The organism is Streptomyces sp. NPDC101490, from assembly GCF_044767145.1.
Taxonomy (GTDB): Bacteria; Actinomycetota; Actinomycetes; order Streptomycetales; family Streptomycetaceae; genus Streptomyces.
Genome location: NZ_JBIWNI010000001.1, coordinates 800511 through 813995, shown reverse-complemented (window position 1 = coordinate 813995; position 13485 = coordinate 800511). Strand labels below are relative to the sequence as shown.

Below are 13485 nucleotides of genomic sequence, written 5' to 3'. Positions count from 1 at the left end.
ATGACAGAACACACGGACCGGGCACCGGTCCTGGAGATCGAGGACCTCGGGGTCCGCCTCGACGGCGACCGGGCCGCCCGGCCCATCCTGGACGGCGTGACGCTGACCGTACGGCCCGGGGAGACCGTCGGCCTGGTCGGCGAGTCCGGCTCCGGCAAGTCCGTGGCCTGCCGGAGCGTCCTCGGCCTGCTGCCCTCCGGCGCCCACGTCTCCGGGCGGGTACGGGTCGCGGGACGGGACGTCCTCACCATGGACCGCGCCGCGCTGGCCGCGCTGCGGACCCGGCAGGTCGCCATGGTCTTCCAGGACCCGCGCGCCTCCGTCAACCCGCTGCGCCGCGTCGGGGACTTCCTCACCGAGGGCCTGCGGGCCGCCGGGACGCCCTCGGCCGACGCCACCGCCCGCGCGGTGGAACTCCTCGGCGCCGTCGGCATCCGCGACCCCCGGGGCGCCCTGCGCCGCCGCCCGCACGAGTTCTCCGGCGGAATGCTCCAGCGGGTCGTCATCGCCGCCGCGCTCGCCGCCGAACCGGCGCTGCTCGTCGCCGACGAACCCACCACCGCCCTCGACGTCACGACCCAGGCCGAGATCGTCTCGCTCCTCACCCGGCTGCGCGCCGAACGCGGCACCGGCCTCCTCTTCGTCACCCACGACCTCGAACTGGCCGCCGCGATCTGCGACCGGGTGTACGTGATGTACGCGGGCCGGATCGTCGAGACCCGGAGCGCCGACGAGCTGTTCGACCGGCCCCGCCACCCGTACACGGCCGGGCTCCTCGCCTGCGCGCCGAGCCTGGAGGCGGGCGCGCCGCCGCCCCGGCCGATCCCGGGGCGGCCGGTGTCCCTGGCGGAACGGGCGCCCGGCTGCGCGTTCGCCGCGCGCTGCGCCCACGCGGTGCCGCGCTGCACCGCCGAAGTGCCCGTCCTGGCCCGCCACGGCGACGGCCTCGCCGCCTGCCACCGCGCCGACGAAGGGATCACCCCGTGACCGACCGGACAAGGGAGGGCCTGGCCGTCACCGGCCTGCGCAAGCGGTACGGCGACCACCTCGCCGTCGACGACGTGTCCTTCACGCTCGCGCCGGGCGCCTCGCTCGCCCTCGTCGGGGAGTCCGGCAGCGGCAAGACGACGACCGTCCGGATGCTGGTGGGTCTGGAACGCCCGGACGGCGGGACGGTCCGGCTGGACGGCCGGGACCGTTCGGCCCGGCCGCGCGGCCGGGCCGAACGCCTGGCACGGGCCCGCGAGATCCAGATGGTGTTCCAGGACCCGTACCTCTCGCTCGATCCCCGGGTGAGCGTCTCCGGCTGCCTGGACGAGGTGCTCCGGCTGCACACCGGTCTCGACGCGCCCGCCCGGCGCGCCCGGGTCACGGAGCTGCTGGACCAGGTGGGCCTCGGGGCCCGCGAGGCGACGGCCCTGCCCCGGGGCCTGTCCGGCGGGCAGCGGCAGCGCGTCGCCATCGCGCGGGCCCTCGCCGTGGAGCCCCGGGTGCTGGTCCTCGACGAGGCGGTCGCCGCGCTCGACGTGTCGATCCAGGCGCAGATCCTCGACCTGCTCGCCACGATCCGGCGGGAGGCGGGCATCTCGTACCTCTTCGTCACCCACGATCTGGCGGTGGTCCGGCACATCGCGGACGAGGTGATGGTCCTGAAGTCCGGTCAGGTCGTGGAGGCGGGCCCGGCGGGCCGGGTGCTGGATGCCCCGGAGCACCCGTACACCCGGCTCCTCCTGGCCTCGGTCCCCCGCCGGGGCTGGTCCCCGGCGGGCCGCTGAGGGGCGGCCGTACCGGCCCCGACGGGGGCGGGGCCGGTACCGCTCGGTCCGCTCGGTCCGCTCAGTGCACTCAGTCCGCTCAGTCCGTGAGCCGGGCCAGGACGGCCCGCATGGCCCGTTCCACGGCTGCGCGGGACTCGTCGGTGCGGTCGACGAGTTCGAAGGAGTGGCGGCCGTTCGGCACGTCCACGATCTCGACCTCGGCACCGCTCGACGCGGCGGCGGCCAGGTACTCCTCGACCGTCGCCGCGAACGCCGGGTGCTCGCGCCCGGCCCGGGTCAGGACGAGCGGCGGTCCGGCCGCCGTGCCCGGGGCGGCGGCCGGACGGAACCGGTCGTGCACGGCCCGCCAGCCGGTGAGCGGCGCGAGGACGGGGTAGTTCGCGGCCAGGCAGCGCAGCCACGGCGGGGGCGCGGCGAGCCAGTCGGCCATCAGGAGCCCGCCGCCGGAGAAGAACCAGAGCGCGATCCGGTCAGGGTCCACCCGGGGGTCGGCGCGGACGGCGGCGACGGTCGCGGCGACGTCCTCGGCGGCCCTGGGGTAGTCGCCGAGGCCGTGCAGCCGGTGGTCCAGGGTCACCCCGATCGCGCCGAGTTCCGCCGCGTAGCGGCCGTAGCCGAGGTAGAACGGGGTGTCGCGCGGGGTGGGCCGCCGGTCGGCCTCGACGGGTCCGCCGTGGACGAAGACGATCGCGGGCCGGGGCCGGTCGCCGGGCCGCGCCCCGGCGGGCAGGTGCAGGTCGTGGCGGCCCGTACGTTCGCGCGGCCCCTCGGGCAGGTCGAGGAGGAACGGCAGGTCGTACGGGTCGGTGCCGGGGTCGGTGCCGGTGGGGCGCTCCGGGGCGGTGACCCGGTCGCCCTCCCCGGCCGCCGCCCGCAGCAGCGCCCGGGCGAGCGCGGCGGGGTCGGAGAGCATCGGCCAGTGCCCGGTGGGCAGTTCGAGGAAGCGCATCCGCTCGTCGGCGAACGCCCGGAACTGCGGGGGGCCGGACGCGACGAGCATCCGCAGCAGGTCGAGGCTCGACCCGTTGCCGCCGCACAGGACGCCGGTGACCGGCAGCGCCCCGGCCGCCCCGGCCGGGGGGAAGGGGCGGGTGAGGGTGTCCGCCGGGTGCGGGACGGCCCCGCGCTCCAGCCGTTCGAGGGCCTCGGCGGGGAGGTCAGCCGTGCTGCCCCACCGCTCCCAGCCGCCCGGCTCCGGCGGCGGTACGGTCCCGGCGCCGCCGGTGACCAGATCGCGGACCCCGGGGTCAGGCAGGGCGTCCACGGCGACCTGTCCGTCCCGGGGCAGGAGCGTGTCGACGGCGACGATCCGGGCGACCCGTCCGGGGCGCGCTCCGGCGGCGGCGTACGCCGGGTGGAGCCCGTACCCGTGTCCGACGAGGACGACCTCGGGGGCGTCGAGCCGGTCGAGGAGCCGCACGAGGAAGTCGGTGTGCTCCTCGGGACCGACGCGCCCGGGGGCCGGGTCTCCAGCACCGGGGTCAGCGGCTCTCGTACGGGAGTCACCGGCTCCGGTACCGGGGTCAACGGCTCCGGTTCGAGCGGCGCCGCCATCGGCTCGGGCTCCGGCTTCAGAGGCTCCGGTACGGGGGACGGTCGTCCCTGCACCCGTGTCCCCGTCCGCCGCGTCCGCCTCCGCCTCCGCCTCCGCGGCGCTCGCACCCGCGCCACCGCTCCCCGCGCCGGAGGCTCCGCTCCCCGGCCGGGCGTCGCCGTTCCCCGCTCCGGGGCCGAGGCCCGGCAGGGTCACGGGGTGGGCCTCCGCGCCCTCGGCCCTCAGGGCGGCGGCCGTCGCGTCCCACACCCGGCCGTCGGTGAAGGCACCGGGCACCAGTACGAAAGCGGTCATGTCCGTCTCCTCGTCTCTCACGGGCCCCTCGCGGCGGGGCCGGGTCCCGGAGCCGTCGGCGGTCCCGGGGCGCCCACCGTAGGAACTCCCCCTGCGGGAGATTCAAGGCCGGAGCGGTGGCGCACACTGGAGCCGACCGACAGAGGTGTACGCGGGGCCCCGGGCCCCGAGGGGGGATCACGTCGTGCCGATCGACGGGCTGTGGAGCATCGGTGAACTGGCCGAGCGCGCCGGGGCCACCGTGAAGACCGTGCGCCACTACTCCGACCGGGGGCTGCTGCCGGAGGCCGCGCGCAGCTCCGGCGGCCACCGCAGATACGGGCCGGAGGCCCTCGACCGGCTCCTCCTCATCCGCTCGCTGCGCGCCCTCGACCTGCCGGTGCCCGAGGTGGGGCGGGCCCTGGACGGCCCCGAGGCCCTGGAGGACGCCGTGTCGGAGCAGTTGCGCGAGGTGGGCGACCGGCTGGCGGAGCTGCGCTGGCGGGAGGCGTCGCTACGGCTGGTGCGGGATGCGCCGGAGGGGCGGCGGAGCGAGCGGCTGCGGCTGCTCGGCGCGGTGTCCGTGCCGCCCGACACGACGGTCCTGGCCCGGTTCTGGCGCCGTGTCCTGCCGGTGCGGCTGCCGGGCCGGGTGGTGTCGTCGGTCCTCGACGCGGTGGTGCCGGGCGCGCCCGCGGAGCCGACGCCGGAGCAGGTCCTGGCCTTCGCCCGGCTGCACGCGCTGGTGTCCGGGGCGGGCCTGGGCGCGGCGGAGCTGCGGGCGGCCCGGCCGCTGCCGGACGGGGAGTACCGGCCCGCCGTGCTGTACGAGGGTCTCGCCGAGGTGTACGGGGCGGCCTGGGACGCGGTGCGGGCCGGGCGGGACGCGGCGGGGGCGGAGGTCCTCGACGGGTTCGTCGGCGCCTACGCGCGGGCGCTCGGGGTCCGTGACACCCCGGCGTTCCGGGTCCGGCTGACGGAACTGCTCGCCGCGCACGAGGGGCCCCTGATGGTCCGGTACTGGAAGCTGGCGCCCGTGCTTTTCGGGCCCGACGAGCCGGTCCTCGGCCTGCTGCACCACCGGCTCTGCGCCTCGCTGCGGGCCCAGGTCGGTGAGCGGACCGCCTGAGGTCCCTCCGGAGCCGTGGCGGTCGGCGTGCGGGGCGGTTCTCCGTGCCTGTCGTGGGGGCTTCCCGCAAGGTGATCCGGTGGCCGTCCATGACCCGGACGGTGTCCCTCGGGGTCATGGACGGTCGTACCCGGGCGTGTGGTGATCGGCGGCAGTCGGGGGAACGGGCGCGTGCGGGGCGGCGGGGAGGGGAAGGGGCGCACGGCGCACGCAGCGCGCTGGACGACGAGGAGGTGGTGCCGGTGTCGGGGCCGACGACCGGGAAGACGGTGGGAGCGCCGTGCTGGCTGGGTCTGACCGCACGCGATCTGGAGGCGGCGGAGCGGTTCTACGGGGCGGTGCTCGGCTGGACGTTCCGGCGGGGCGAAGGGGAGCGCGCGTACGCGGTGGGTGAACGGGACGGGGTGCCGGTGGCCGGGATCGCGGGGGTGGCGGCGGAACTGTCGGTGCCGGTGGCGTGGACGGCGTTCTTCGCCGTGGCGGACGCCGACGCGGCGGTGGCGCGCGTGCGGGAGCGGGGCGGCACGGTGGGGGTGGGCCCGGTGCCCTTCCCTCCGCACGGGCGGGCGGCGCTGGCGACGGACCGGGAGGGGGCGTCGTTCGGGGTGTGGCAGGGGCGGGCGGAGACCCCCTGGCATCTGGGTGAGCGGACCGCGCCCGCCTGGCTGGAACTGCACACCCGGGACGCCTTCGAGGCGGCCGTGTTCTACGGGGAGGTGTTCCGCTGGGCGGACGGCGGGCCGGGGGGCTTCGAGGTGTCGTACGAGGAGGACAAGGTGGTGCTGCGGCGCGGCGGGGAGGCCGTCGCCCGGTTGAACAGCGGCCCCGTGGAGGCCACCGCGCCACAGCCGCAGCTGCGTCCCCGCTGGCTCGTACGGTTCCGGGTGCCCGATCCGGAGGTGGCGCGGGAGGCGGTCGTGGCCCACGGGGGTTCGGTGGTGCCGGGCGGGGACTGGGGCGGGGTGCGCGGCCCCGCCGGGCGCGGTCCGGTGGTGGTGCGCGATCCGGAGGGGGCGCTCTTCACCCTTGAGGCGGCCGGGCCGCACCCCTGAGGCGCCCGGTGGCCGGGCCCCCGGGAGTGGCCGGGGCGGCTCGGGGCCGGGCTGCCCCGGTGCGGGCGGAGCCGGTGGGCGACGGCCGATGGCCGGGTGGTGGCCCCGGCCCCGGAGGGGGCCGGAGGGGGCCGGTGCGGGCGGTCCGCCCCCGGGCGGGTGGGCCGCCGCCCGTCGGTGCCGGTCAGGCGGTGGCCTCCGTGGCGGTGCGCGGCGCGGCCCCGGGGTCCGTGCCGGTACGGGCGTCGGCGGGACCGGCCGCCGTACGGGTGGGGATGAGCGCGGCGACGGCGGCGGCCACCAGGCCGACTCCGCAGCCGATGAGCACGGCGACGCGGAAGGCGTTCTCGGAGGGCAGCGCGTGGCCGCCGAGAGTGGTGGTCATCTGGGCGAGGACCACGCCGATGACGGCGGCGGAGACGGAGGTGCCGATGGAGCGCATCAGGGTGTTGAAGCTGTTCGCGGAGGCGGTCTCCTCCTGCGGGACGGCGCCCATGATGAGGGCGGGCATGGCCCCGTAGGCGAGTCCGACGCCGGTGTTGCAGACGAGGGTGACGAGCAGCAGGCCCCAGGTGCTGCCCATGAGGACGAACGCGGAGCCGTACCCGGCGGCGATGACGAGGGCCCCGAGGGAGAGCGTCACCTTCGGACCGCGGGCGGCGGAGAGCTTGGCGCCGAGCGGGGCGAGGACCATCATCATCAGGCCCGCGGGGGCCATCCACAGGCCCATGGCCATCATCGACTGGCCGAGGCCGTAGCCGGTGGCCTCGGGGAGCTGGAACAGCTGGGGGACGACCAGGGACTGGGCGTACATGGCGAATCCGACGAGGATCGACGCCAGGTTGGTCATGAGGACGACCGGGCGGACGGTGACGCGGAGGTCGACGAGGGGTTCGGCGATGCGCAGCTCCCAGGCGCCCCAGCCGAGCAGCACGACGGCGGCGACGGCGAAGAGGCCGAGGGTGGTGCCGCTGCCCCAGCCCCAGTTGGCGCCCTTGGAGACGGCGAGCAGCAGGGCGACGAGGCCGACGCCGAGGCCGAGCGCGCCGAGGAGGTCGAAGCGCCCGGCGGCGGGAGTGCGGCGGCCGGCGGGGGCGACGCGCCAGATGAGGACGCCGACGAGGGCGCTGAGTCCGGCGGCGACCCAGAAGAGCACCCGCCAGCTGGCGTTCTCGGCGACGGCTGCGGAGAAGGGCAGCCCGAGGGCGCCGCCGACGCCCATGGAGGCGCTCATGAGGGCGATGGAGCCGCCGAGCTTCGCGGGCGGGAGGATGTCGCGGAGCAGGCTGATGCCGAGCGGGACGACGCCCATGCCGAGGCCCTGGAGTCCGCGTCCCACGATCATCGGGAGGAGGGAGGAGGAGAGGGCGCAGACCACGGAGCCGACGACGAGCGGGATCACGGAGACGAGCAGGACGCGCCGTTTGCCGAGGGTGTCACCGAGGCGTCCGGCGACGGGGGTGGCGACGGCGCCCGCGAGGAGGGTGGCGGTGATCACCCAGGAGGCGTCGGACGCGGTGGTGCCGAGCAGCCGGGGGAGGTCGCCGATGAGCGGTACGACCAGGGTCTGCATGAGCGCGGCCACGATGCCCGCGAGCGCGAGGACGCCGACGACACCTCCTGGTCGGGCGTCGGGCTTGGTGACGTCCACGGGTTCTCCCTCTTGTTCTTCACGCTTGATTCCTGACGACCGTCTTCCACGACCGTCTTCCACGACTGCTTCACGACTGCCTCGGGGGCTGCTTCGGGCTGCTCCCGAGCCGCCTCAGGGACGCCGCCCCCAGGAGCTTCATATGCATGATGCACATTAATTGCTTCATGCACAAATTATGTATGATGCATATGGTCTCGCCTCGGGAGAGAATGTGCCCATGGACAAGCCCGTGGACAAGCCCACCCGTCTGGTCGAGTTCGAGACCATGCTGCTCGGGCGGCACGCCCATCTCTACGCACCCCGCTCCCGGGCGGGCGGCGGCAATCTCGACCGCAGCGCCTACGTCCTGCTGAGCCGCATCCACATCCACGGACCGATGTCCATCGGTCAGCTCAGCGAGGCCTTCGGGCTCGACGCCTCGACCCTCAACCGGCAGACGGCCGCGATGCTCCGCGCCGGGGTCGTGGAGCGCATCCCCGATCCGGACGGCGGCATCGCCCGCAAGTTCCGCATCACCGAGGAGGGCGAGCGGCGCCTGGAGGACGACCGCACCGCCAACATCGCGGGCCTCGAACGGGTCATGGAGCACTGGGCGCCCGAGGACGTGGCCCGGTTCGCCGAGTTCCTCGAACGCTTCAACCGGGACATCGAGCGGCTCGAAGGCCGCCCCTGGCCGCGCCCCTGAGGAGCCGTCACCTCACGACGGCCCTCGGCGCCGTGCCCGGCACCGTCACCGCGAGCCGCACGCGCGCGGCCACCGCGTCCGCACCCCGCCGTCCCCGCCGCCCCCGCCAGGCGCCGAGCACCAGGCCGGGGCGAGCCGCGGTGCGCCCGCTCGGCTGCTCGGCTGCTCCGGCCTGATCGGCGACCCCGGTCCGTACGGTCGAGCAGCCCCCGGTGAGGGGGGACGGCGGCGCCGAGGAGACGCCGCCCGCCCGTCACGGATCGCATCCCATCGGGCCGCGTCACCCTGTGTGCGGTCAACAGTGCGTAACGCGAACAGACTTCTCGGGCAGAACCCTTCCCTCCGGTCCGTGATTCTGGGATCTTGCGTCCACCCCACACATCACAGGACCCGGCAGGCGCCACCCGCGCCACCGGGTCATCGGAGGACGCATTGTTTTCCCACATATCCAGCCGGTTGAGAACGTCGGCCGTCGCCGTCGCCGCCCTCGGGACGGCCGTGGCCCTCGCCACTCCCGTCCACGCGGCCCCCACGGACACCGCGCCCGTAGCGCCCCGCTCCGCGACGGCGGCGCAGCCCGCCCCGGTGGCGAAGGCCGCGGCGCCCGCCGCCTGGGCCGCGGGCACCCGCGCCTACCTGGTGATCACGGCACCCGGCGGCACCGCCGCGGTGAGCGGCGCCGTGGCGACCAGCGGCGGTTCGGTCTTCGCCACGTACGACGCGATCGGCGTGATCGTGGCGCACTCGACGTCCGCGACGTTCGCCTCCTCGATGCGCGCCGTCGGCGGTGTCCAGCAGGTCGGGGCGACCAGGACCTCGGACGTCCCGGCCGACGCCTACAACCCGGCGCTCCCGGCGAACCCGGCGCAGTCGACGACGACGCTGACCGAGTCCAACCGCTGGGACATGACGCAGATCAAGGCCGAGCAGGCCTGGGCCGTCACCACCGGTTCGGCCTCGGTGAAGGTCGGCATCCTCGACACCGGTGTGGACGACCAGCACCAGGACATCGCGCCCAACTTCAACGCCGCCGACTCGGCCTCCTGCGCCTACGGCAAGGCGGACACCCGCGCCGGTGCCTGGCGGGACGTCGGCACCCACGGCACGCACGTCGCGGGCACGGTCGCGGCGGCGAAGAACGGCAAGGGCGTCATAGGCGTCGCGCCCGGCGTGAAGATATCCTCGGTCCGCATCGCGGAGCCGACCAGCAGCCTGTTCTTCGCGGAGAACACGATCTGCGGCTTCATATGGGCCGGTGACCACGGCTTCAAGGTCACGAACAACAGCTACTACACGGACCCGTGGCAGTTCAACTGCCCGGACAACGTGGACCAGGCCGCCATCATCGAGGGCGTCCGCCGGGCGCAGGAGTACGCCGAGGGCAAGGGTTCGCTCCAGGTGGCCGCCGCGGGCAACTCCAACTACGACCTGGCGAACAAGACGACCGACTCCGAGAGCCCCAACGACTCGACGCCGGTCACCCGCACCATCACCAACGCGTGCATCGACATCCCGACGGAGCTGCCGGGCGTGGTGACGGTCGCCGCGCAGGGCAGCGGCGGCGCCAAGTCCTCGTACTCGAACCTCGGCAACGGCGTGATCGACATCGCGGCTCCGGGCGGTGACGGCGCCACCGGTGTCTACTCGACGCTCCCCGGCGGCAAGTACGGCACGATGAGCGGGACGTCGATGGCGTCCCCGCACGTCGCGGGTGTCGCCGCGCTGATCGCGAGCGTGAACCCGACGTTCACCCCGGCGCAGATCCGGGACCAGCTGGGCACGCAGGCCACGGACCGGGCGTGCCCCTCGGACACCCGCTGCAAGGGCACCACGGCGAAGAATGGTTTCTTCGGCGAGGGCGCCGTCGACGCCCTGAAGGCCGTCGGCGGGACGACCCCGCAGCCCGGGGCGTACTTCGAGAACCTCGCGGACGTCACGATCGTCGACAACGCGACGGTCGAGAGCGCGATCACGGTCAGCGGTGTGACGGGCAACGCCCCGGCCGCCCTGAAGGTGGGCGTGGACGTCAAGCACACCTACATCGGTGACCTGAAGGTCGACCTGGTCGCGCCGGACGGCACCGTGTACGTCCTGCACAACCGGACGGGCAGCGGTACGGACAACATCCTCCAGACCTACACCGTCAACGCCTCCTCCGAGGTGGCGAACGGGGTGTGGAAGCTGCGTGTGAACGACAACGCGGCACAGGACTCGGGCAAGATCGACGCCTGGAACCTCACCTTCTAGCGCGTGTTTCGAAAGTAGCGTCGTCTGCCCGAAGGGCAGGCCTGGCGGCGTCCGGTGCGTGCGATCGCAAGGCGGAGGGTCACCCCGATACTGGTGGTATCGGGGTGATCCCGACAACGCGGCGAGCGTGCGTGCCAGGCGTCGCCAGGCAGGCGGGACTCTCGAAACACGCGCTAGCAGCATGTGACCCCCGGACGGGGCCGGAGCCGACGGGCTCCGGCCCCGTTCGCATGCCCGGCCGCGCCCCGCCGAACTCCCTTCGGGGAATTGGTCCTTACCGAGGGGTAGGCCCGCACGGCACCCTTGTTGTACGTTCCGTCCAACAAGCTTGCTAGACACGATGTCTAACAAGAGTCAGGACCGGCGCACCCGCGACCCGAGGAGCCGCACCATGGCAAGGAGCACCGCCCGCACCGGCGGCCGCGACCAGGACGACGTCGCCGAGCGGCTGCTCAGGTCGGCCGCCGCGCTCTCCTACGACCCCGCCGTCGAGGTCGACTGGGACACCCCGCTCGACAAGGACTTCCACGGCCAGAGCCCCGAGTGGAACAGCCTCTACGGCACCGCGTACTGGCGGGAGATGACCGAGGAGCAGCGCAAGGAGCTGACCCGGCAGGAGTCCGCCTCCGTCGCCAGCACCGGCATCTGGTTCGAGATGATCCTCCAGCAGATGATGCTCCGCGACATCTACCTCATGGACCACACCGACCCCCGCTTCCAGTGGGCCCTCACCGAGATCGCCGACGAGTGCCGGCACTCCATCATGTTCGCGCGCGGGTCCCAGAAGCTCGGGGCGCCGCCCTACCGGCCCCGCCGCACGGTCCTCGAACTCGGCCGCCTCATCAAGACCGTCGGCTTCGGCGAGGCCGCGTACGCGGGCATCCTGGTCGCCGAGGAGGTCCTCGACGTCATGCAGCGCGACTGGATGCGCGACGAGCGGGTGGTCCCCTTCGTCCGCACGATCAACAACATCCATGTCGTCGAGGAGTCCCGGCACATGAGGTTCGCCCGGGACGAGACCCGCCGCCGCCTCGCCCGCGCGGGCCGCGCCCGCCGCCACTTCCAGGCGCTCGTGGTCGCCGTCGCCGCGTACCACATCGTCACCAGCCTGGTGAACCCGGAGGTGTACGAGCGCGCCGGGCTCGACCGGGAGCGCGCCCGCCGCGAAGCCGCCGCGAACGAGCACTACAGGTCGCGGCTCCGCGCCAGTTGCGCCGGGCTGATGGAGTTCCTCTCCGACGTCGGCATGCTGACCCGTCCCGCGCTCTTCTTCTACCGGCGCGCCCACCTCCTCTGAGCCGTAGCGCGGCACGGACGGACCGACGAGCAGCCCCGACGAGCGGAGCGGAGCCGACACCATGACCTACGCCATCACCCAGACCTGCTGCAGTGACGCCACCTGTGTCGCCGTATGCCCGGTCAACTGCATCCACCCGACGCCGGAGGAGCCCGGCTTCGGCACCACGGAGATGCTGTACGTGGACCCCCGGGCCTGCATCGACTGCGGTGCCTGCGCCGACGCCTGCCCGGTGGACGCGATCCTTCCCGTGGACCGGCTGACCGGACCGCTCGCCGTGTACGAGGGGATCAACGCCGCCCACTACGCCGACCGGCCGCCCGCGCCGCCCGCCGCGCCACCCACCCTCCACCCCTGGGGGGAACCCGTCTTCCACCGCTCGCTGCCCGCCGACTTCCCACCGCTGCGCGTCGCCGTCGTCGGCACCGGGCCCGCGGGCATGTACGCCGTCGAGGACCTGCTCCTCCACACCCCGTCCGAGGTGACGCTGATCGACCGGCTGCCGGTGGCCGGAGGACTCCTCCGCCACGGCGTGGCACCCGACCACCCCGCCACCAAGGGGGCCGGGGAGACCCTCGCCCGCTTCCACTCCCATCCCCGGGTCCGGCTGCGGCTCGGCCTGCGGGTCGGCCGGGACGTGACCGCCGCGGAGCTCTCCGCGCACCACGACGCCGTGGTGTACGCGGTCGGCGCGCCCGCCGACCGGCGGCTCGGCATTCCCGGCGAGAACCTGCCGGGCAGCGTCCCGGCGACCTCCCTGGTGTCCTGGTACAACGCACACCCCGAGACCGGTCCGGACGCCGTCCGGCTCCCCTCCCCGGGCGCACGGGTCCTCGTCGTCGGCAACGGCAACGTGGCCCTCGACGTGGCCCGCGTCCTCCTCTCCGACCCGGCCGCCCTCGCCCGCACCGACATCGCCGACCACGCCCTGGCCGCCCTGCGCGCCGACCCCGTCCGCGAGGTCGTCCTGCTGGCCCGCCGGGGCCCCGGCGAAGCCGCGTACACGACCTCCGAACTCCTCGCCCTGCGGCACCTGCCGGGTGTCGACCTGGTCGTCGACGACCACGACCCGCGCACCGGCACGGCCGTGGACACCGCCGGGGCCGGGGAGAAGGGCGCCCTGCTCCACGGGGTCGCCCGCGAGACGGTGGACTGGACACGGCCCCCCGCGCCCGGCCGCCGCCGGATCGTCCTCCGCTTCCACTCGGCTCCCGTCGAAGTGCTCGGGGAGCACCGCGTCCACGCGGTCCGGGTCACCGGCCGCGGCTCTCCCGGGGGTACGGAGATCGGGGCGGGACTCCTCGTCCGCGCCATCGGCCACCGGGGCGTCCCGCTGCCGGGGCTGCCCTTCGACCAGGCCACCGGAACGGTGCCGCACACCGCCGGGCGCGTCACCGGGCTGCCCGGGAGCTATGTCGTCGGCTGGATCAAACGCGGTCCCACCGGAGGCATCGGGGCCAACCGGAGCTGCGCCGGGGAGACGGTCGGGACCCTCCTCGCGGACGCGGTCGGCGGCGCGCTGCCGACGCCCACGGGCACCGAGAGGGAGTTCCGCAGGCTGGTCAGGGGCCGCGGCGGACAGGTGGTCGACGCGCGGGGCCTCGCGGCCATCGAGCGGACCGAACGGGCCAGGGGCCGGGCGCAGGGGCGGCCCCGGGTCAAGCTGGCCACGGTCCCGGAGCTGCTCGCGGCGGCGCGGCGCGGCCGCTGGCGGCCCGGGGGCTGATCACGGAAGGACGGACGGGCCGCGCCCGCCCGTCCATCCTTCCGGGTCGGCCGTGCCCGCCCGCCAGGTCCGCGTACGGAGCGGGCCGC

General features: G+C 74.9%; 10 protein-coding genes. 8 read left to right on the top strand and 2 right to left on the bottom strand.

The window, feature by feature from the left end; all coding sequences use genetic code 11:
* Entirely contained in the window at nucleotides 1-987 is a 987-nt protein-coding gene (locus ACIRQY_RS03300; protein ID WP_403922079.1) for an ABC transporter ATP-binding protein, read from the top strand.
* Entirely contained in the window at nucleotides 984-1775 is a 792-nt protein-coding gene (locus ACIRQY_RS03295) for an ABC transporter ATP-binding protein (protein ID WP_403922077.1), read from the top strand. Before ACIRQY_RS03300 ends, ACIRQY_RS03295 begins: the two co-directional genes overlap by 4 nt.
* 79 nt (nucleotides 1776-1854) lie before the next feature.
* Here ACIRQY_RS03295 and ACIRQY_RS03290 read toward each other — a convergent pair whose 3' ends face one another.
* Complete coding sequence (locus tag ACIRQY_RS03290; RefSeq protein ID WP_403922075.1) at nucleotides 1855-3627, bottom strand: alpha/beta hydrolase; 1773 nt, start codon at nucleotides 3625-3627, stop codon at nucleotides 1855-1857.
* A gap of 184 nt (nucleotides 3628-3811) precedes the next feature.
* Between ACIRQY_RS03290 and ACIRQY_RS03285 the strand changes: the two genes are divergently transcribed.
* Both ACIRQY_RS03285 and ACIRQY_RS03280 read left to right on the top strand, forming a co-directional pair.
* Entirely contained in the window at nucleotides 3812-4735 is a 924-nt protein-coding gene (locus ACIRQY_RS03285) for a MerR family transcriptional regulator (RefSeq protein ID WP_403922073.1), read from the top strand.
* A gap of 233 nt (nucleotides 4736-4968) precedes the next feature.
* A complete protein-coding gene (locus tag ACIRQY_RS03280; RefSeq protein ID WP_403922289.1) occupies nucleotides 4969-5787 on the top strand; it encodes a VOC family protein in 819 nt (272 codons plus the stop codon).
* Between the two features lie 184 nt (nucleotides 5788-5971).
* Here the strand turns inward: ACIRQY_RS03280 and ACIRQY_RS03275 are convergent, their stop codons facing one another.
* Nucleotides 5972-7438, bottom strand: a complete 1467-nt coding sequence (locus ACIRQY_RS03275) for an MFS transporter (RefSeq protein WP_351784420.1) — start codon at nucleotides 7436-7438, stop codon at nucleotides 5972-5974.
* Between the two features lie 220 nt (nucleotides 7439-7658).
* Between ACIRQY_RS03275 and ACIRQY_RS03270 the strand changes: the two genes are divergently transcribed.
* The 4 genes from ACIRQY_RS03270 to ACIRQY_RS03255 all read left to right on the top strand — a co-directional run bounded on the left by ACIRQY_RS03270 (nucleotide 7659) and on the right by ACIRQY_RS03255 (nucleotide 13396).
* On the top strand, nucleotides 7659-8126 hold the full coding sequence (locus ACIRQY_RS03270) for a MarR family transcriptional regulator (protein ID WP_351784423.1): 468 nt from the start codon (nucleotides 7659-7661) through the stop codon (nucleotides 8124-8126).
* Nucleotides 8127-8558: 432 nt separating this feature from the next.
* Nucleotides 8559-10373 carry a S8 family serine peptidase gene (locus ACIRQY_RS03265; protein ID WP_403922070.1) on the top strand — a complete coding sequence of 605 codons (1815 nt, stop codon included), beginning with the start codon at nucleotides 8559-8561 and terminating at the stop codon, nucleotides 10371-10373.
* A 391-nt stretch (nucleotides 10374-10764) separates the two neighbouring features.
* Nucleotides 10765-11670: a diiron oxygenase gene (locus tag ACIRQY_RS03260; protein WP_351784425.1), complete on the top strand. Its 906-nt coding sequence runs from the start codon at nucleotides 10765-10767 to the stop codon at nucleotides 11668-11670.
* Between the two features lie 61 nt (nucleotides 11671-11731).
* Nucleotides 11732-13396 carry an FAD-dependent oxidoreductase gene (locus ACIRQY_RS03255; protein ID WP_403922068.1) on the top strand — a complete coding sequence of 555 codons (1665 nt, stop codon included), beginning with the start codon at nucleotides 11732-11734 and terminating at the stop codon, nucleotides 13394-13396.
* Nucleotides 13397-13485 lie beyond the last annotated feature (89 nt).

Bases quoted from the DNA above. Each gene is read 5' to 3' on its own strand.
- ACIRQY_RS03290 (WP_403922075.1), bottom strand. From the start codon at position 3,627: ATGACCGCTTTCGTACTGGTGCCCGGTGCCTTCACCGACGGCCGGGTG.
- ACIRQY_RS03255 (WP_403922068.1), top strand. From the start codon at position 11,732: ATGACCTACGCCATCACCCAGACCTGCTGCAGTGACGCCACCTGTGTC.
- ACIRQY_RS03300 (WP_403922079.1), top strand. From the start codon at position 1: ATGACAGAACACACGGACCGGGCACCGGTCCTGGAGATCGAGGACCTC.
- ACIRQY_RS03260 (WP_351784425.1), top strand. From the start codon at position 10,765: ATGGCAAGGAGCACCGCCCGCACCGGCGGCCGCGACCAGGACGACGTC.
- ACIRQY_RS03270 (WP_351784423.1), top strand. From the start codon at position 7,659: ATGGACAAGCCCGTGGACAAGCCCACCCGTCTGGTCGAGTTCGAGACC.